Raw genomic sequence first — 18654 nt, 5'->3', positions numbered from 1 at the left:
TGCGTTTCGGGCGGTCGCGGGTTTTCTAGGGAGATCGGCCGGTCCGCCGGGCTAGGGTGCCGGGAGGTCGTGGATCGGTCGAGTGTCCTGGGGGATGCTGTGGAGCACGTCGTTGTCAGCGGGGGAGGGATCGCGGGGACTGCGCTGGCGCTGGCCCTGCGCAGCGCCGGAATCGCGGTGACCGTGGTGGAATCGCGCCCGGCCGACCACGGCGAGGGCGCGGTGGTCCGGTTGAACCCGAACGGGATGGACGCGCTGCGCGCCGTGGACGCCCACCAGCCGGTGATCGCCCGCTCGTTCCCGCTGGTGCGCACCGAGCGCATCCGCCCCGACGGCACCCGCATCGGGTACTCGCTGGGCGCCGATCCGAGCTCGGAGCGCGGACTGCCGCGCGTCATGCACTGGCCGGTGCTCTCGGCGGTGCTGCGCGAGCAGGCCCTCGAACGCGGCGCCGAGTTCCGGCACGGTTCCCGCGTCGTCGACGCCGACCCGGCCGCCGCCGCGGTGACGCTGGCCGACGGCAGCCGCGTCGAGGGCGACGTCCTCGTCGGCTCGGACGGCGCGAACTCGCTGGTGCGCGGCCGGATCAACCCCGACGGGCCGGAACCGGAGCGCCTGGGCACCCGCACGATCTACGGTTACGCGGCCGAACCGGGCTGCGAACCGCCGCCCCCGGAGGTGCTGCGCTCCTACGTGGGCGCGAAGGGCTTCTTCGCCGCCACCCGCGACTCGCACTCCGGCGGCTGCTTCTGGTTCACCAGCCTGCGCTCCCCGGTCCCGCGCAGCCGCGACGCACCGCAGGACGTCGACGCGCTGCGCGCCGAGATGACCGAGCTGTTCGCCGCCGACGACACCCTCGCCGCGACCGTCGTCGGCAACTCCGAGCGCATCCTGTCCTTCGACGACCACGCCCTGCCGCACGTCCCGCGCTGGCACCGCGACCGCGCGATCATCATCGGGGACGCCCTGCACGTGGCCCCACCCGCCTCCGAGCAGGGCGCGGCGATGGCGGTCGAGGACGGGGTCCAGCTCGCCCGCTGCCTCCGCGATCACACCACCCCCGCAGCGGCCTTCGCGGCCTTCGAACACCTCCGCCGAGAACGGGTCGAAGCGGTTGTCGCGATGGGCCGAACGGGGACCAGCCGAGCCCACCACCCCCTGTCCCGCCGCCTCCGGGACCTCCGCACCAAGACCAAGCGGGCCTTCGCCTGGCAGCGCAAACCCCCGATGGGCCGGGGCTGGGCCTACGACCACCACATCGACTGGACCTCCAAGACCAGCTGAAACCAGGACGGACACCGCAGTTCTCGTCGGGTCGAAAACCGCGGTTCTCGCGGTTGGCGGGGGTTGCGGCGTGGGTCACACTTGGGTCGTGCGCGAGGAGAGCTTGGAGGCGGCGTTGCCGGTGGGGGAGGACCCCCACCGGTACGCGCGGTTGCTGGCTCGGGTTCACGACGCGGCGCTCGCCGGGGAGACCCCGCCCGCTCGCCCTCGGGCGGTGATCGGGGCTTCGTGGGGCCGGATGCGGTCGCGGGGGATCGACCCCGAGCGGGGGCGCGCGCCTCGGCAGTTGCGGGCCGACGAGCTGGCCGAGCGGCGGCGGGAGTCGCCGTTGTCCGAGGTCCTGCCGCTGCTGCGCAGCCGCCTCGGCGGGGTCGCCGAGCAGACCGCGAACATCATGGTGATCACCGACGCCGATGGGCACGTGCTGTGGCGGGACGGCAGCGCGGCGGTGCGCCGCAACGCCGACTCGCTCGGCTTCGTCGAGGGCATGAGCTGGGGCGAGGACGTCGTGGGCACCAACGCGATCGGCACCGCCCTGGTCACGGGCCTGCCGATCCAGGTGTACTCCGCCGAGCACTACGTGCGCACCCACCACGCCTGGACCTGCGCCAGCGCACCCCTGCACGACCCGCGCACCGGCCGGCTGCTCGGCGCGGTCGACCTGTCCGGTCCCGCCTCCACCGTCAGCCCCACCACCCTCGCCCTGGTGCAGACGGTCGCGCAGCTGGCCGAGGCACAGCTGCGCACCACCCACCTCACCGCGCTCGAAGGGTTGCGCGGCAGCGCCGTCCCGCTGCTGTCGCGGGTCTCCGGCCGGGCCGCGGTCACCGACCCGCACGGGTGGGTCGCCGCCTCCACCGGCCTCGGCCCGGTCGACCACGTCGCGCTGCCCGCCGGATGCGGCGCGGGACGCGCGTGGCTGCCCGCGCTCGGCGACTGCGCGGTCGAACCGGTGCCGGGCGGATGGCTGGTGCGGCTGCTCGACGACGACTCCACCGCCGCGCTCGACGAGCGCACCCGCGCACGGCTCGACCTGCGCGGTTCCCAGGCCCACGTCGAGGTCGACTCGGCCGCGGGCGGTTGGAACCACCCGCTGAGCCCCCGCCACGCGGAACTGCTGTTCCTGCTGGCCGCCCACCCCGGCGGGTGCACGGCCGCGCAGCTGGCCGCCGAGGTCTTCGGCGACGAGCGGCGCACGGTCACGGTGCGTGCCGAGATGTCACGGCTGCGCCGGACCCTCGGCGGCCTGCTCGGCAGGCGCCCGTACCGGTTCAGCGAGAACGTCGACGTCGAGGTGCTGCGGCCCGACGACCCGGCCGCGCTGCTGCCGCACTCCACCGCCCCGGCGGTGCGCGGCTGACGCTGCAACCCCCTGCAACCCGTGCGCGCCCGTCTCCGGTGTGGCTCCATGACTGGTGTCATGTGATCGCGACCACTCAAGGGCAACGACGCCCGCGCGGGAGGTAGTCGGCGTGAGCCAGACCGTCGAGCACAACGCGACCCGAGCCCGGGTCGAGCAGTGGATCACCGAGTTCTCCGAGGCCATCGCGGCCCGCGACACCGATCGCGTGGTGTCGCTGTTCGGCGAGGACTGCTACTGGCGCGACCTGATCGCGCTCACCTGGAACATCAAGACCTCCGAGGGGCGCGCGGACATCGCCGCGATGCTCTCGGCGACGCTGGAGCACGCGGCACCGACCGGGTTCACCGTCCTCGGCGAACCGACCGAGTCCGGCGGGGTCACCGAGGCCTGGTTCTCCTTCGAGACGGCCGTCGGGCGCGGCACCGGTCACCTTCGTCTCGTCAACGGCAAGGCCTGGACGTTCCTGACCACCCTCGACGAGCTCAAGGGCCACGAGGAACCCAAGAACCACCGCAGGCCCCGGGGCGCCGAGCACGGCGCGAACCCGGACCGGGTGACCTGGCGCGAGGAGCGGGAGACCGAGCTCGCCGAGCTCGGCCGCACCCGGCAGCCGGAGGTCGTCATCGTCGGCGGCGGGCAGGGCGGCATCGCGCTCGGCGCGCGGCTGCGCCAGCTCGGCGTGCCGACGATCATCGTCGAGCGCAACGAGAAGCCCGGCGACTCCTGGCGCAGGCGCTACAAGTCGCTGGCCCTGCACGACCCGGTCTGGTACGACCACCTGCCCTACATCGATTTCCCGGAGAACTGGCCGGTTTTCGCGCCGAAGGACAAGATCGGCGACTGGCTGGAGATGTACACCAAGGTCATGGAGCTCAACTACTGGGGCTCCACGACGGCGCTGAGCGCGAAGTACGACGAGGACAACGGCCAGTGGGAGCTGGTCGTGGACCGCGACGGCGAGCAGATCACCCTCCGGCCGCGCCAGCTGGTGATGGCCCTGGGCGTGTCCGGCAAGCCGAACGTGCCCGTCTTCCCCGGTCAGGACCGCTTCCGAGGCGACCAGCACCATTCCTCCGAGCACCCCGGGCCGGACGCCTACCGCGGCAAGAAGGCCGTGGTGATCGGCTCGAACAACTCCTCGCACGACATCTGCGGCGCGCTGTGGGAGGCCGGGGCCGACGTGACGATGGTGCAGCGCTCGTCGACGCACGTGGTGCGGTCGGACTCGCTGATGGAGCACAGCCTCGGCCCGCTGTACTCGGAGGAGGCGGTGGCCGCGGGCATCGACACCCGCACCGCGGACCTGACGTTCGCCTCGATCCCGTACCGGATCCTCAACGAGTTCCAGAAACCCGCCTTCGACGTGATCCGCGAGCAGGACGCCGAGTTCTACGCGCGGCTGGAGGAGGCCGGTTTCCAGCTGGACTTCGGCGACGACGACTCGGGCCTGTTCATGAAGTACCTGCGCCGCGGCTCGGGCTACTACATCGACGTGGGCGCCTGCGAGCTCATCGCCGACGGCAGCGTGAAGCTCGCCCGCGGCGACGTCGCCGAGCTCACCGAGACCGAGGTGGTGCTGACCGACGGGACCCGGCTGGAGGCCGATCTCGTCGTCTACGCCACGGGTTTCCGGTCGATGAACGGCCTGGCGGCCGACATCGTCGGTCAGGAGGTCGCCGACAAGGTCGGCAAGGTGTGGGGCCTGGGCTCGGACACCACCAAGGACCCCGGTCCGTGGGAGGGGGAGGAGCGCAACATGTGGAAGCCCACCCAGCAGCAGGCGCTGTGGTTCCACGGCGGCAACCTCCACCAGTCCCGCCACTACTCCCTCTACCTGGCCCTGCAGCTCAAGGCCCGAGCCGAGGGCATCCCCACCCCCGTCTACGGCCTCCAGGAGGTCCACCACACCTCCTGACCCACCCCCCGGCCGGGCCCACCCGGGCCCGGCCGGGCGGTGAGCGGGGTGGGGTAGGGCTAGCCCCCAATCTGGGTCGTAGTTGATCACTCAAGGGGTCTGGGGCGCCTCGCAGCGGCTAGGCTCGCGGCGTGATGACGGCGGAACCGGTGCTCTTCGGCCGCAAGACCGAGCTCGACGAGCTGCGGCGGCTGGTCGCGTCGGTGGTCGACGGCACCGGTGGTGCGCTGTGGATCGAGGGTGAGCCCGGGATCGGCAAGACCGCGCTGCTCGACCAGCTCGTCGCCGACGCGGCGGTGCAGGGCTGCGCGGTGCGCCACGCCACCGCCGACCGGCTCAGCAGGCAGTTCCCGCTGCGGTTCATGCTCGACTGCCTCGGAGTCGGGCCCAAGTCCGACGAACCGGAGCTGCGGGAGCTCCACGAGCGGATCTCCGGCGCGGACGGGACCGCCATCGGCGAGCTCGCCGACCTCGTCGCCAAGTGGTGCGCGAACGCGCCCCTGGTGCTCGTCGTCGACGACGTCCAGTGGGCCGACGACGCGAGCATGCACGTGTGGCAGCGGTTCGTCGCGCTCACCGAAGAGCTTCCGCTGCTGCTGATCTCGGCCGCCCGCCCCGCCCGCGGGCACCACGAAGTGCGCGCGCAGGTGCCCCGGATCTCCCTGCAGCCGCTGGCGGACACCGCCGTGGCCGGCCTGGCCGGGACGCTCGCCCGCGCAGCCCGGATCGGTCCCCGGTTGCGCCGGATGCTCGCCGGTGCCGCCGGAAACCCGCGCTACGCCGGCGAAATCGTCGCGGCCCTGACCCGCGAGGGTGCGATCGCCGTCGACGACGGCCGCGCCGAGCTGGCCGGCGCGGACACCGGGATGCCGCGCTCGCTGGCCGAGGCCGTCATCGGGCGGCTCGGCTTCTTCGACCACCAGACCCTCGGCCTGCTCCGGATGGCCGCGCTGCTCGGCCCCGCCTTCGCCATGAGCGAGCTGTCCACCCTCTCCGAACGGCCCGTTTCCGCCCTCGTCGGCCACGTCGAGGAGGCGATGGACTCCGGGGTGCTCGTGGAATCCGGCCTGCACCTCGCCTTCCAGCACCCCGTCGTGCGCCAGGCCCTCTACGAGACCAACCCGACCTCGCTGCGGCTGGCCCTGCACGAGCAGGCCGCGCACGTCCTGCACGGCTCCGGGGCCTCCGTGGAACGGGTCGGGGAGCAGCTGCTCGCCTCGATCGCCATCGGCGACAGCGAGATCGACGGCTGGAGCCTGGACTGGCTGGTTCAGCACGGCCACGCCCTCGCCCACCGCGCACCGGCCTGCGCGGCGGAACTGCTCGAAGCCGCGCTCGTCCCGATGCCCGCCGAGGAGGAGCGCCGCGACGTGCTGCTCGCCGCCCGAGCCCTGTCGCTGGTGCAGCTCGACCGGCCCGAGCAGGCCCACGAGCTCAGCGAACGAGCCCTGGCCGAGGTCGCCGACAGCTCCCGCGCCGCCGAGCTGACCTGGTACCTGGTGTGGTCGCTGGCCGTGCGCCGCAGAGCCGACGAGGCCGCCGCCGTCATCGCCGAAGCCGAAGCCACCACCGGGTCCGAGCTGCGCTGGCTGGCTCGGATGCGCGGCACCCTCGCCCAGGCGCAGCTGCTGTCCGGGCGCTTCGCCGACTCCGAGCGAACCGTGGACCGGGCGCTGGCCGAGGCCCGCGAGTCCGGCGACGCCCACGCGCTCGGCCTCGCCCTGCACGTCCGGGGCACGGCGCGGGCCCGCAACAGCGACCTCGCCGAAGCCCTGGTCTGCTACCAGGAAGCCGGTGCCGCGCTCGGCGATGCGCTGGAGAACGTCGACCTGCGGCTGCAGGTGCTCAGCAACCGGATGATGCTGCTGTTCGCCTTCGGCCACGCCGCCGAGGCCGAGTCCGTCCTCTACGAGATGCTGGCCATCGCCGAGACCAGCGCGACCCCGTCCCGGCTGGCCGTCGTGCGGCTGTCGGCGGGCAACCACTACTTCACCGTCGGGCGCTGGGACGACGCCGCCGCCGAGCTGCAGGCCGCGAGCGAGCTCACCGACGAGATGACCCCGCACCAGCTGCGCTGGCTGCACGGGCTGCGGGCGATGCTCGCCGGGTACCGCGGCGAGCGCGAGGTCTTCGACCAGCAGCTGGCGGTCGCGGGCGAGGCGACGCCGGATTCCCAGGAGAACTCCGGCTTCCTGATGGTGGCCGGGGTGCTGGGCGCCGAGATCGACGGCGACCTGGAGCGCGCCAAGGCCATCCTCGTCGAGGCCCTCGACGCCAGCGAGCGCTTCGGCAGCAACTACGTGTGGTTGCCGATGCTGGTCCGCTACGCGTTGCAGACCGGCGACTCCGAGACCGCCACCCGCGCCACCAACTCCTGCGGGCAGGGTGCGACCGTGGGCGCGGCCCCGAACCTGCTCGCCGCCGCGCAGCACTGCCGGGGTCTGGTCGATGGCGACCCGATCACGCTGCGCGCGGCCATCGCGCACTACGACAAGACCAAGCAGCCGCCCAAGCGCGCCCGCGCGCTGGAGGACCTGGCCGCGGTGCTGGCCGAGCGCGGCGAGATCCCGGCGGCCCGCAAGGCCTACGTGCAGGCGGCCGAGATCTTCACCCAGCTCGGCGCCCACTGGGACCTGAAGCGGGCCGCAGCCCGGATGCTGCCGTACGGCATCCGGACGCCGCGGGCGAAGCGGCTGCGCGCCACCACCGGCTGGGAGGCGCTGACCCGCACCGAGCGGCAGGTGGCGCTGCTGGTCGGCGACGGCAAGTCCAACCCGGAGATCGCCGCCGAGCTGTTCGCCTCGCGCCGCACCATCGAGGTCCACGTGTCGCACGTGCTGGCCAAGCTGGGTGTGCGGTCCCGCGTCGAGGTCGCGGTCGAGGCGACCGGTCGCCGCGCCTGAACCATCAGGGAGCACGACACCCCCGCAGTGGTCCGAGTCACAAGAACTTGCTCCGCGTGGGGAGTGGCGCTCACGATCGGTCTCGAAACAATCAGGATTCCTGATGATTGAGTTCCCGGCGGAGAGGTTCACCATGTCCACTTCCGAGAATGCCTGGGGCAACACCGTTCTCGTCGACTTCGAGGACGGGATCGCGTGGGTGACGCTCAACCGGCCCGACAAGCGCAACGCGATGAACCCGACGCTCAACGACGAGATGGTGCGCACCCTCGACGCGCTGGAGGCCGACCCGCGCTGCCGCGTGCTCGTGCTCACCGGCGCGGGCGAGGCCTGGTCGGCGGGCATGGACCTCAAGGAGTACTTCCGCGAGGTCGACCAGTCCGACGACCCGTCGGTGCAGATCCGGGTCCGCCGGGCGAGCGCGGAGTGGCAGTGGAAGCGGCTGGCCAACTGGTCCAAGCCGACCATCGCGATGGTCAACGGCTGGTGCTTCGGCGGCGCCTTCACCCCGCTCGTGGCCTGCGACCTGGCGATCACCGACGAGAACGCGCAGTTCGGGCTCTCTGAGATCAACTGGGGGATCCCGCCCGGCGGCGTGGTCACCCGCGCGCTGGCCGCGACCGTGCCGCAGCGCGACGCGCTGTACCACATCATGACCGGGGAGCTGTTCGACGGACGCCGCGCCGCCGAGATGCGGCTGGTCAACGAGGCGGTCCCGGCCGAGCGGCTGCGCGAGCGCACCCGCGAGCTCGCGGCCAAGCTCGCCGCCACCAACCCGGTCGTGCTGCGCGCGGCCAAGGTCGGCTACAAGGTCGCCCGCGACATGCCGTGGGAGCAGGCCGAGGACTACCTCTACGCCAAGTTCGAGCAGTCCCAGTTCCTCGACGACACCAACGGCCGCCAGAAGGGCATGTCCCAGTTCCTGGACGACAAGTCGTACAAGCCGGGGCTTTCCGCGTACGAGGATTGAAACCGGGGCCGTTCTGGACGGTCCGGGGAGCGGAACGGCGTCGCGGCGCCCGGTCCCGGAGCCCCGCCGAGAACCCGCGGCGGGTGCGGGTTGCCGCCGCGGGTTGGGAGGATTGCGGAAGCGTGAGCGATGATGGGGCGGTGACAGCTGATGACGCTCAGCCCATGACGCTGTACCTGGTCAAACGCCTCGAACTGGCCATCCGGGCCAAGATGGACGAAGCGTTGCGCCCGCTGGGGCTGACCACGCCGCAGTTCACCGCGCTCACCGTGCTGCGGCTGCGCGGCGGGCTGTCGTCGGCGCAGCTGGCGCGCCGCTCCTTCGTCACGCCGCAGACGATGAACGAGATGGTCCGGGCCCTGGAGCGCAACGGGCACCTCGAACGCCGCCGGGACCCGAACAACCGCCGGGTGCTGCAGATGGCCCTCACGCCCGCCGGGCGCGAGCTGCTGGAACGCTGCGACCCGTTGATCTCGGCGATCGAGGAGGAGATGCTGGGCGCGATTCCCGAGGTGCAGCACGCGCTGTTCCGGCAGAGCCTGGAGCTCGGCTGCGACGCGCTCGGCTGACGGTGGCAGAGGAGGACGGGTGGACGTCGAGGAGTACCTGCGGCACGACGGTCTGGGGCTGGCGGAGCTGGTCGCGACCGGGCAGGTGACGCCCAGCGAACTGCTGGAGACCGCCAGGACCAGGGCGAAGGCGGTCAACCCCGCGATCAACGCGATCGTCGCCTGGCTCGACGACCACGCCGACCAGCGCGTCGCCGGTGAGCTGTCCGGTCCGTTCGCCGGGGTCCCGTTCCTGCTCAAGGACCTGCACCAGGACCTCGCCGGAACCGTCAGCAACGACGGGTGCCGCGCGCTGGCCGGTCGCACGGCCCGCAAGACCGACACCGTCGTGCAGCGCTGGCTCGACGCCGGGCTCGTCATCTTCGGCAAGACCAACACGCCCGAGTTCGGTTCCAAGGGCGTCACCGAACCCGACCTGTTCGGCCCGTCCCGCAACCCGTGGGACACCCGGCGCACCCCGGGCGGCTCCTCCGGCGGCTCGGCCGCGGCCGTCGCGGCCGGGATCCTGCCGGTCGCCGCCGCCAGCGACGGCGGCGGATCGATCCGAATCCCGGCCGCCTGCAACGGGCTCGTCGGACTCAAGGCCGGGCGCGGCATGATGCCCACCGGTCCGGTGGAGACCGAGCAGTTCCTGGGCATGGCCACCAACGGCGTCATCTCCCGCACCGTGCGCGACTCCGCCGCCATGTTCGACGCCCTCGTCGGACCGGAACCGATGAGCCCCTACGTCACCGCGTCGCCGGAACGCCCGCTGCTGGAGCAGCTCGACGAGGCGCCGGGCAAGCTGCGCATCGGCTACACGACCCGCTGCGCGCTGCGCGAGCAACCGCACCCCGAGGCCGTGCGCGCGGTGGAGCGCTCGGCGGAACTGCTCACCGAGCTCGGCCACGAGGTCGAGGAGGTCGAGCCGCCGCACGACGACCGCCGGCTCGGTCGCGACTTCCTGCTGATGTGGTTCGTCCGGCAGGCCGCCGACGTCGAGCGGATCAAGCGCGAAACCGGCTGCGGCGACGACGGTTTCGAGCTCGACACGCTCGTCATGGCCGCGCTGGGCCGGGCGACCGGCGGCATCGCGCTGCACGACGCGCAGGAGCGGCGCCGCGAGCACGTCGCGGCCCTGGCCGACTTCCACGCCCGCTACGACCTGTTGCTGACCCCCACCCTGGGCGAGCCGCCGATCGAGGTCGGCTCGCTGGACACCCCGCCCGCGCTGCGGTCGGTGGTCAAGGCTCTGCTGAAGACCCGGACCACCCGCGTGCTCAAGCTGCTGGGGACGGTGGAGCAGATCGTCGACAACAGCCTGCGCTGGGTGCCCTACACCCAGCTGGCCAACCTCACCGGACGCCCGGCGATCAGCCTCCCGCTGCACCGCACCGACGCGAACCTGCCGATGGGCGTGCAGTTCGTCGGAGCACCGCGCAGCGAAGGCCTCCTGCTGCGCCTGGCCCGCCAGCTCGAGGTCGCCGCGCCGTGGACGATGCCGACCCCGCTGCTGGAAGCGGCCTAGTTCGGGGGTTCCGGGTAGCCGAGTTGGATGGAGATCGCGGTGGCCGCGGCGGCGGTGGCCCGGCCCGCTCGGTCGAGGTCGGGCAGGCGGGATGTGGGCGCCGAGATGTTGAGGGCGGCGGTGACGCGGCCCCGGAAGTCGCGGATTGGCGCCGACACGCCGGACAGGGCCGGTTCGAACTCCAAGCACCGCGCCTTCACCCCGCACAGCTGGACCAACGGCATCGGGCTGCTGGCCAACCTGCACGTCTCGGCCGGAGTCGGTGGCGGGCCGTTCTTCGAGTACCCCTACGACCCGCCGGGGTGGACGCCGGAGCGGCGCGAATTCATGCTCTCCGAACCGGTCCGGATCAACGCCGACGGTGAGATCGAGGTCCCGCAGCGCCCGGGCCTCGGCGTCGAGCTCGACGAGGACGCCGTGCGCCGCTGGCGGATCGGGTGATCCCCAACAGAGTCCAGACGACTGCGGCCTCGTGAGGCACACAGTTTTCATGAAAACTGTCCCTCTCATCAAAACCCAGATGAACGAAGTTCTCATCAAAACTGTCCCCCCGATCGGGTCCAGGGTGACGGAAGTTTTCATGAAAACTTCCGTCACCCAAGGAAGAACGGGTGGGGAAGAGACGTCAGTCGATGTTTCGTTGTTGCACTTCAGAGGACTTGGGTGGGTGGGGGTGGTGACAGTTTTCATGAAAACTGTCCGGATGGGGATGGAGCGACCTTTTCATGAAAACTGTCTCCATCGGTTGGAGGCTGGGTGGGGAGGTTTTCATGAAGACTTCCCCACCCCCCCACGACGGATGCCCCGAGGTCAGTGGAGCGTGTTCAGGGCGTCCTTGGCGAACGGGACGAGCTCGTGCTGGCGGTCGCCGAGGACCTTGTCCGACCACTCGGGGTCGGCCAGCAGCGCGCGACCGACCGCGACCAGGTCGAACTCGTCGCGCTCGAAGCGCTCCAGCAGCCGCTCGATGCTCTCCACCGAGGCGCCCTTGGTGCCCAGCGTCTCCGGCTCGAACTGGGCGTCCAGGCCGACCGAGCCGACGGTGATGACCGGCTTGCCGGTGAGCTTCTTGGTCCAGCCGGCGATGTTGAGCTCCGAACCGGACTCGGGGAACTCCGGCTCCCAGTAGCGGCGGCCGGAGGCGTGGAACGCGTCGACACCGGCGTCCGACAGCGGCGCGAGGATCTCGGCGAGCTCGTCGGGGTCGGTGGCCAGCTTGGCGTCGTAGTTGTGCGCCTTCCACTGCGAGAACCGCAGCACCACCGGGAAGTCCGGCGACACGCGCTCGCGGACCGCCTTGACGATGTCGGTGGCGAACTTGGTGCGCTCGACGTGGTTGCCGCCGTAGGCGTCGGTGCGCTTGTTGGTGCGCTCCCACAGGAACTGGTCGATGAGGTACCCGTGCGCGCCGTGCAGCTCGATGCCGTCGAAGCCGATCCGCTCGGCGGCCCAGGCGGCCTCGGCGAAGGCGTTGATCAGGTCGTCGATGTCGGACAGCGTCAGCGGCGAACCGGCTCCCGGGGTGCCGTCCATGCCGATCCCCGACGGGCCGACGACCGGCGCGTCCTTGAACGGACCCGCACCGGCCGGGCGTTGGATGCCCACGTGCCACAGCTGCGGCATGATCTTGCCGCCCGCGGCGTGCACGTCCTTGACGACGCGCGCCCACCCGGCCAGCTGCTCCTCGCCGTGGAAGCGGGGGACCCGCGAGCTCATGCCCGCCGAGGCGTGGTCGACGAAGGTGCCCTCGGTGATGATCAGGCCGGTGCCTGCGGCGGCGCGCCGGGCGTAGTAGGCGGCCACGTCCTCACCCGGGATGCCGCCCGGGGACATGGTGCGCGTCATCGGCGCCATCACGATGCGGTTGGGCAGCTCGACCGAGCCGAGCGTGAACGGGCGGGCCAGTGCCTGCGAAGCGCGACTGCTCACAGTGAAGGTCTCCTGTCCTGCTTTCCAGGCGTGACGTCCCGGAGATGAAGTGTGCAAGACAAAGGTACATATTCGATTCAGCTAACTGCAACTATGACAGTCGCTATTCTGGGTTCGTTGCTAGACTGCGGCCTGACCTGCGGACGGAGGTGGAAGACGTGCTCGACATCCGGTTCTGCCGCGCGCTTCAGGTGATGATGCGGCTGGCCATCGCGGCCGAGGAGGGCTCCGAGGTGCGCAGTTCCACCCAGTTCGCCGAGGAGCTGAGCACCAACCCGAGCCTCGTGCGCAAGCTCCTCGTCCCGCTGCACAACGCAGGACTCGTGATCTGCACGAAGGGCCGCGGCGGCGGCGCCCGGCTCGGCCGCCCCGCCGAGGAGATCACCCTCGCCGACATCTACCGCTGCGCGGTCGGCGACAAGCCCCTCTGGGCCCGCTCGCCCGACGGCGAGCACGTCTGCATGGTCGCCGCCCGCACCGGCGAGTTCTTCGCCAACCTCACCGCCGAAGCCGAACGCGCCGTCCTCGCCTCCCTGGGCGACCGCACCCTCGCCGACAGCGTCCGCGAGATCCGAGCCCTCGGCTCCGAACCCGCCCACCGCTGACCGCGGATGTCCCCGATTTCGATGGAAGTCGGGGACCTGATTTCAATGGAGATCGGGGATCCGACTTCCGTTGAAATTCGGTCACCCCGGTGGCGGCCCGGGGTCAAGGGGTGGTGTGGCGGTAGCCCTGGACCGCTACTCGGGCTGCTCGGGCTGATTTTCTGACGACCAGGGCCGGGGTGTAGCCGTGCTTGGTGAAGACCCCGTTGAGCCAGAAGGTGCCGTAGCCGTGGGCTTGGGTGAACAGCTGCTCCATGAGCTCCAGGGCGTCCGCGGGGGCGGCCACCTGCATGGTGCGGAGGAGGAGCTGATCGGTGAGGCGGCGGGTCTGGTCGTGCAGGTCCGCGTAGCGGGGGCCTTGGAGGACCTCGGCGTTGATGAGGTCCATGCCGACTCGCTGGCGGATGAGGTAGCCGGTGTAGGCGCCCGCGGCGGCCGCGAGGCCCTCGACGGGGTCGTCGTGCTCGCCGGCGGCCCGCTCGACCTCGTCGGCGAGCTGGTGGGCGACCTCGGTGGCCACGGCGGCGACCAGGCTGTCGCGGTCCGGGAAGTGCCGGTAGGGGGCGCCGGGGCTGACCTTGGCGCGGCGGGCGATCTCGGCGACGGAGAAGCCGTCGACGCCGCGCTCGGCGATCAGGTCCAGCGCGACCCGCACGAGCTCGGCGCGCAGATCACCGTGGTGGTACTTCCCGGTCATGTCCTGGATCACATCTCTCGTTCGGAATATGTAAGACCCCTCTTACGTCTCGATGTAAGAAGGCTCTTACATCGAGGGCCCGTGCACAAGCTGTTCCATGGAGGGTTCATGAGCACGATCACGAACGCTATCGCCGTTCCGTCCCCGGGGGCACCCCTGGAGCAGACGACGATCACGCGACGTGACCTGCGGCCGAACGACGTTCTGATCGACATCGCCTACGCCGGCATCTGCCACAGCGACATCCACCAGGCCCGCGAGGACTGGGGCACCGCGATCTTCCCGATGGTCCCGGGGCACGAGATCGCCGGAACCGTGGCCGCCGTCGGCTCCGAGGTGACCAAGTACCGGGTCGGCGACCGCGTCGGCGTGGGCTGCATGGTCGACTCCTGCGGCGAGTGCGAGTACTGCCGGGCCGGCACCGAGCAGTTCTGCGTCAAGGGCAACGTCCAGACCTACAACGGCGTCGGCTTCGACGGCGAGAACACCTACGGCGGCTACAGCCGGCAGGTCGTGGTCAAGGACTCGTTCGTCTGCGGCATCCCGGAGGGCATCGGCCTCGACGTCGCCGCCCCGCTGCTGTGCGCCGGCATCACCACCTACTCGCCGCTGCGCCAGTGGGGCGCGGGCCCCGGCAAGAAGGTCGCCGTCGTCGGCCTGGGCGGCCTCGGCCACATGGCCGTCAAGCTCGCCGCCGCGATGGGCGCCGAGGTGACGGTGCTGAGCCAGAGCCTGAAGAAGCAGGAGGACGGCCTCAAGCTCGGCGCGAAGGACTACTACGCGACCAGCGACGAGTCGACCTTCGAGACCCTCGCCGGCCGCTTCGACCTGATCCTCAACACCGTCTCGGCCGAGCTGCCGGTCGACTCCTACCTGGGCCTGCTGAGGGTCGGCGGCGCGATGGTCAACGTCGGTGCCCCGGGCACCCCGCTGTCCTACAGCGCCTTCTCGCTGATCGGCGGCAACAAGTCGCTGGCCGGCTCGATGATCGGCGGCATCGCCGAGACCCAGGAGATGCTGGACTTCTGCGCCGAGCACGGCATCGGCGCGGAGATCGAGACCATCTCCGCCGACCAGGTCAACGAGGCCTACGAGCGCGTCACCGGCAGCGACGTGCGCTACCGCTTCGTCATCGACACCGCCACCATCGGCGCCTGACGACGCACGGCTGGGCAGGACCCCGGGCGACGCCGAACACGGGACGCGGCGTCACCCGGGGTCTCGTGCTACTCGGGCCGGTAGACGTGCAGCGCCCCGTCCCGGGCGGCGAAGACGAAAACGCGCCCGGTGACCGAGACCTCGCCGTCGCGGGCCAGCGCCACCGGCGGTCCGAGCACCTCCACCCGCACCCGGTCGCACTCCTGCTGGACGTAGGCGCGGTTCTGGAACAGCGCCCCGGTCAGCGCTCCCGCGACGAACCGGGCGCGCGAGAACGGCAGGTCCGCGCGGATGTAGCGGAGGTCCAGCACGCCGGTGTCCAGCCTGGGCCGCCACGTCGGAGCCGGCCCCTTGGGCTGATAACCGTTGCTGCCGACGAACATCAGCCAGATCCGGTGCCGAGAACCGTTGATCCTCACCGGGATCGGCTTCGCGCTGGCCAGCACCCGCACCAGCGCGGCCGCTCCGGCCGGCCACTTGCCCCAGCGCGGCGCCCACTTCGCGCGCAGCCGCACCACGTCCGGGTAGCCGCCGAGGCTCGCGGTGTTGACGAACCACCGCCGCGGCAGGTCGTCGACCAGCACCGTTCCCAGGTCGACGTGGACCGCCGAACCTGTGCGCAGCGCGCGGAGCGAGTCGGCGACGTCGATGATCCCGAGGTCGCGGGCGAAGTGGTTCAGCGTTCCGCTCGGCACCACCAGCAGCGGCAGCCCGCGCGTGGCCGCCACGGCCGCGGCCGCCGCGACGCTGCCGTCACCTCCGGCGACGCCCAGGGCCTTGGCCCCGCCGGTGGCGTCGAGGTGCGCGTGCAGCTGCTCGGTCAGGTCCCGGCCGGGGATCGGGTGCACGAGTTCTGCGCGCGGCAGCAGCCGGGCGAGCTCGCACGAGGGATCGCGGCTCCCGGAAGCCGGGTTGACCAGCAGGACCAGGCCCTCGCCGCGCTCGATCGCGGCGGTGCGCGCGCTGGGGCGGGCGAGGCTGGGCGTGGCGGGGCGGACCGGCCACCAGCGGTGGGTGGCCACGGCGACGCCGGTGCCGATCGCGGCGCCGACGAGCACGTCGGTGGGCCAGTGCACGCCGGTGTGCACGCGCGAGTACGCCACGGCCCCGGCCAGCGGGAGCAGCGCGAGGCCCAGCCGGGGCGATTCCATCGACACGGCTGCGGTGAAGGCGGCGGCCGAGGCCGCGTGGCCGGACGGGAACGATGATGACGACGGCGGCGCGGAGAGCCGCCGGTGCTCGGGCAGCAGGTCCGCGGCCGGTCGCCTGCGCGGCAGCAGCGGTTTGCCGATCCCGTTGGTGATGGCGCTGCTGAACGCGATCGCACCGGCTCCGCGCAGCGCGGCGCGCCGGGTCCGCCCTCGCCGGGTCGCCAGCAGCGCGGCCAGACCGAGCCAGAGCTTGCTGTGGTCGGCGAGGTGGGTGAGCCGCCGCAGCGCGGGATCGGCGCTGCTGCGCGGCCAACCGGCGGTGCTCAGCACGAAGTCGTGGTCGGCGGACTTCAACCGCCGGACCGCGCCGCGCACGCCGAGCACGTCGTGCCCTAGTCGGCGCGGGCGCCGGTGTCGCGGAAGATGACCCAGCGCATCGCGCTGTACATGTAGACCGCCTCGCACATCCCCGCGATGAGCCGCGAGAGGTGGTACTGCGTGCCGAGCGCGGCCAGCCCGGAGCCGAGGCCGAGGATGAACAGCAGGTAGTTGAGCGCCACCGCCACGGCGTAGAGCCCGGCCTGCGGCCCGACGGGCGCGTGCGAGCGGAAGTTCAGCGCCCGGTTGAGCAGGAAGCTGGCGGTGAAGGCGATCAGGTAGGCGACGGTGAAGGCCACCGGCACCGGCCAGTGCAGCGCGCTGCGGAACAGGGTGAGCAGCAGCAGGTCGAGGGCGAAGGTGGAGCCGTTGATCAGCGCGAAGCCCAGGAAGCTCGGCGCGACGACGCGGGAGAGCCCGAAGGGGAGTCTGCGAGTCACCGCCTCCATGACGGTGTGGAAGCGCTGCCCGGGGGAGCGCGGGGACTGCGGTGCGATCGGCTCGGCCTCTTGCCCGGCGGTCATGGCGCAACGATGACATGTCCGGATGAACGCGACTCGGCGAGGGTGCGCCGGTTTCGCGATGGCGTGGTCCGTGGCTTCAGTGAAAAGTGAAATCAACTCGCGTTGACCGCGGTGGGCGAAGTTCTCATGAAAACCGCATCAACGGTCCACTGAGGAATGCGAATTCGATTCGATGATCGTTCTGAGTTCAACGACCCCGATGTGAAGATCGACATCGGATGGCGCATACTGTAATCGCGGCAGCGCGTGCTCTCCTGCCCGAAACCTTTCTGCCCTTTGCCTACTCGTCACTGGTGAGAACTGTGTCCAAGCACGCCCAGCCCCGCCCCGAAGCCGGCATGACCCGGATCGCCGAAGGCGGGCGCACCTGTCCGGTCCCGTCCGACATGATCGCCCTGCACGGCCCGTGGGGCACCCGCCGCGCCAAGCGCCCGATGGTCAACACCGGCGTGGTGACCGCGGACGTCGCGGTCCGCGCCTGATTGCTGGATGTCCGCGGTCCCTCTGCTTGGCGGTGCCAGTAGCGGAACCTGACCCGTCTTCTGGTCTCCGTGCGCCACTCCTGATGTATGCCAATACACGGCGTCGCGGCGTACTCGCCGGAAGGCGTGTCAGAACCCGCGGCGGTGCGGGTTGCCAGGGCGGTCCTCGCTGCTCGCGGCTTCGCCGCTTGCACATGGCCCGGTGAGGCCTTCACCCCACAGGTGCGGTTCGTGACCCGGCGGAGGTAGAAAGGACGCCATCGGTGTCCTCGAACTTCGCAGGAGGCGGACCATTCGCATCGAGCGGCCTGTCACCAAAGCGGCCCTGGTGGTCAACGTGCACTCGCGCACCGGGGGCAAGGCCTACGCCTACGCCCTGGAGCGGTTGCGCGAGCTCGGCGTCCCGCTGGGCGCCACCTACCCGCTGAACGATCCGTCGCGGCTCGTGGAGACCGTCGACTCGGCGGCCCGGAGCGGCCACGACCTCATCATCGTCGGCGGTGGCGACGGCAGCGTCAGCTCGGTGGTCGACTGCCTCGCCCACCGCGACGTGCCGCTCGGCCTCCTGCCGCTTGGCACCGCGAACGACTTCGCGCGCACCATGCACATCCCCGACGACCTCGACGGGGCCTGCCGGACGATCCTCGGCGCCCACATCGTCGACGTCGACCTGGGGCTGTGCGGGGACAACTACTACGTCAACCGCGCCTCGGTGGGCATCGGGGCGGAGGTCGCGCAGGCCATGTCGCCGCGGCTGAAGCGCTTCGTCGGTCCGCTGGCCTACCCGGTGGCCACCGCCAAGGCGTTCCTCAAGCACCGGCCGTTCGCCGCGACGCTGCGCTTCCCCGACGGTGACCACGCCGACGTCGGCTACGACCGGCTGCTGCAGATCTCGGTGGCCAACGGGCGCTACTTCGGCGGCGGGCAGGTGGCCGCCAGCGACTCGGGCATCGACGACGACGCCCTGGACATCACCGTGCTCCGGCAGGGCAACATCCGTCAGCTCGCCGGGGTCGTGCGCGGGCTCAAGACCGGCGCGCCCAACGACCAGATCGAGCAGTTCCGCACCCGGAAGGTCGAGGTCGTCACCGACGAGCCGCAGCCGATCAACATCGACGGCGAGGTCGTCTCCAGCACGCCGCAGACGTTCAGCGTCGCCCGCAACGCCCTGCACGTCGTCACGCCGAAGACCTGGACCGACGGCGAGGCGCCGGAGTAG

Annotated in this window: 17 protein-coding genes; 12 read left to right on the top strand and 5 right to left on the bottom strand. The window is 71.4% G+C overall.

Translation table 11 applies throughout. From position 1 onward, the window contains the following. Nucleotides 1–99 precede the first annotated feature (99 nt). The 7 genes from REH65_RS05815 to REH65_RS05785 all read left to right on the top strand — a co-directional run bounded on the left by REH65_RS05815 (nt 100) and on the right by REH65_RS05785 (nt 10511). Entirely contained in the window at nt 100–1284 is a 1185-nt protein-coding gene (locus tag REH65_RS05815; RefSeq protein ID WP_406691598.1) for an FAD-dependent oxidoreductase, read from the top strand. 88 nt (nt 1285–1372) lie between these two features. Next, a complete protein-coding gene (locus tag REH65_RS05810) occupies nt 1373–2644 on the top strand; it encodes a GAF domain-containing protein (protein ID WP_406693095.1) in 1272 nt (423 codons plus the stop codon). 112 nt (nt 2645–2756) lie between these two features. After that, nucleotides 2757–4562 (top strand): NAD(P)-binding domain-containing protein, encoded by a 1806-nt coding sequence (locus tag REH65_RS05805; protein WP_406691597.1) that lies wholly within the window; start codon nt 2757–2759, stop codon nt 4560–4562. Nucleotides 4563–4696: 134 nt separating this feature from the next. Beyond that, nucleotides 4697–7465: an ATP-binding protein gene (locus REH65_RS05800; RefSeq protein ID WP_406693094.1), complete on the top strand. Its 2769-nt coding sequence runs from the start codon at nt 4697–4699 to the stop codon at nt 7463–7465. A 133-nt stretch (nt 7466–7598) separates the two neighbouring features. After that, nucleotides 7599–8435 carry a p-hydroxycinnamoyl CoA hydratase/lyase gene (locus REH65_RS05795; RefSeq protein WP_406691596.1) on the top strand — a complete coding sequence of 279 codons (837 nt, stop codon included), beginning with the start codon at nt 7599–7601 and terminating at the stop codon, nt 8433–8435. A gap of 164 nt (nt 8436–8599) precedes the next feature. Further along, entirely contained in the window at nt 8600–9004 is a 405-nt protein-coding gene (locus tag REH65_RS05790) for a MarR family transcriptional regulator (RefSeq protein ID WP_281455751.1), read from the top strand. Between the two features lie 19 nt (nt 9005–9023). After that, on the top strand, nt 9024–10511 hold the full coding sequence (locus REH65_RS05785; RefSeq protein ID WP_406691595.1) for an amidase: 1488 nt from the start codon (nt 9024–9026) through the stop codon (nt 10509–10511). On the opposite strand, the gene REH65_RS05780 is transcribed toward REH65_RS05785, so the two are convergent. Next, nucleotides 10508–10669 (bottom strand): hypothetical protein, encoded by a 162-nt coding sequence (locus tag REH65_RS05780; protein ID WP_406691594.1) that lies wholly within the window; start codon nt 10667–10669, stop codon nt 10508–10510. The two genes, REH65_RS05785 and REH65_RS05780, sit on opposite strands and share 4 nt — an antisense overlap. On the opposite strand from REH65_RS05780, the gene REH65_RS05775 reads away from it, so the two are divergent. Beyond that, nucleotides 10617–10952, top strand: a complete 336-nt coding sequence (locus REH65_RS05775; RefSeq protein ID WP_406691593.1) for an enolase C-terminal domain-like protein — start codon at nt 10617–10619, stop codon at nt 10950–10952. The two genes, REH65_RS05780 and REH65_RS05775, sit on opposite strands and share 53 nt — an antisense overlap. Before the next feature lie 369 nt (nt 10953–11321). On the opposite strand, the gene REH65_RS05770 is transcribed toward REH65_RS05775, so the two are convergent. Further along, nucleotides 11322–12440 carry an NADH:flavin oxidoreductase gene (locus REH65_RS05770; RefSeq protein ID WP_281455596.1) on the bottom strand — a complete coding sequence of 373 codons (1119 nt, stop codon included), beginning with the start codon at nt 12438–12440 and terminating at the stop codon, nt 11322–11324. Nucleotides 12441–12598: 158 nt separating this feature from the next. Here REH65_RS05770 and REH65_RS05765 point away from each other — a divergent pair, with 158 nt between their 5' ends. Continuing rightward, nucleotides 12599–13045, top strand: a complete 447-nt coding sequence (locus tag REH65_RS05765) for an Rrf2 family transcriptional regulator (protein WP_406691592.1) — start codon at nt 12599–12601, stop codon at nt 13043–13045. 103 nt (nt 13046–13148) lie between these two features. Here the strand turns inward: REH65_RS05765 and REH65_RS05760 are convergent, their stop codons facing one another. Beyond that, complete coding sequence (locus tag REH65_RS05760) at nt 13149–13742, bottom strand: TetR/AcrR family transcriptional regulator (protein WP_406691591.1); 594 nt, start codon at nt 13740–13742, stop codon at nt 13149–13151. 108 nt (nt 13743–13850) lie between these two features. Between REH65_RS05760 and REH65_RS05755 the strand changes: the two genes are divergently transcribed. Then, on the top strand, nt 13851–14900 hold the full coding sequence (locus tag REH65_RS05755; protein WP_406691590.1) for an NAD(P)-dependent alcohol dehydrogenase: 1050 nt from the start codon (nt 13851–13853) through the stop codon (nt 14898–14900). A gap of 68 nt (nt 14901–14968) precedes the next feature. Here REH65_RS05755 and REH65_RS05750 read toward each other — a convergent pair whose 3' ends face one another. Together REH65_RS05750 and REH65_RS05745 are read right to left on the bottom strand one after the other, a co-directional pair. Beyond that, on the bottom strand, nt 14969–16426 hold the full coding sequence (locus REH65_RS05750; RefSeq protein WP_406691589.1) for a bifunctional phosphatase PAP2/diacylglycerol kinase family protein: 1458 nt from the start codon (nt 16424–16426) through the stop codon (nt 14969–14971). A gap of 17 nt (nt 16427–16443) precedes the next feature. Continuing rightward, nucleotides 16444–16953: a GtrA family protein gene (locus tag REH65_RS05745; protein ID WP_406691588.1), complete on the bottom strand. Its 510-nt coding sequence runs from the start codon at nt 16951–16953 to the stop codon at nt 16444–16446. A 302-nt stretch (nt 16954–17255) separates the two neighbouring features. Between REH65_RS05745 and REH65_RS05740 the strand changes: the two genes are divergently transcribed. After that, nucleotides 17256–17435 carry a hypothetical protein gene (locus REH65_RS05740; protein WP_406691587.1) on the top strand — a complete coding sequence of 60 codons (180 nt, stop codon included), beginning with the start codon at nt 17256–17258 and terminating at the stop codon, nt 17433–17435. Between the two features lie 328 nt (nt 17436–17763). Next, nucleotides 17764–18654, top strand: a complete 891-nt coding sequence (locus REH65_RS05735) for a YegS/Rv2252/BmrU family lipid kinase (protein ID WP_281455590.1) — start codon at nt 17764–17766, stop codon at nt 18652–18654.

This window comes from Saccharopolyspora sp. ID03-671, from assembly GCF_045278815.1.
In the GTDB taxonomy this organism is placed as follows: Bacteria; Actinomycetota; Actinomycetes; order Mycobacteriales; family Pseudonocardiaceae; genus Saccharopolyspora; species Saccharopolyspora ipomoeae.
Note: the sequence above shows the minus strand (reverse complement) of the source record. Positions and strands in the feature narration are given on the sequence as shown.

What these genes read in the sequence shown, in the direction of transcription:
- REH65_RS05795 (WP_406691596.1), top strand. Translation starts at nt 7,599, where the DNA reads ATGTCCACTTCCGAGAATGCCTGGGGCAACACCGTTCTCGTCGACTTC.
- REH65_RS05755 (WP_406691590.1), top strand. Translation starts at nt 13,851, where the DNA reads ATGAGCACGATCACGAACGCTATCGCCGTTCCGTCCCCGGGGGCACCC.
- REH65_RS05760 (WP_406691591.1), bottom strand. Translation starts at nt 13,742, where the DNA reads ATGACCGGGAAGTACCACCACGGTGATCTGCGCGCCGAGCTCGTGCGG.
- REH65_RS05790 (WP_281455751.1), top strand. Translation starts at nt 8,600, where the DNA reads ATGACGCTGTACCTGGTCAAACGCCTCGAACTGGCCATCCGGGCCAAG.
- REH65_RS05775 (WP_406691593.1), top strand. Translation starts at nt 10,617, where the DNA reads ATGTTGAGGGCGGCGGTGACGCGGCCCCGGAAGTCGCGGATTGGCGCC.
- REH65_RS05800 (WP_406693094.1), top strand. Translation starts at nt 4,697, where the DNA reads ATGACGGCGGAACCGGTGCTCTTCGGCCGCAAGACCGAGCTCGACGAG.
- REH65_RS05745 (WP_406691588.1), bottom strand. Translation starts at nt 16,953, where the DNA reads ATGACCGCCGGGCAAGAGGCCGAGCCGATCGCACCGCAGTCCCCGCGC.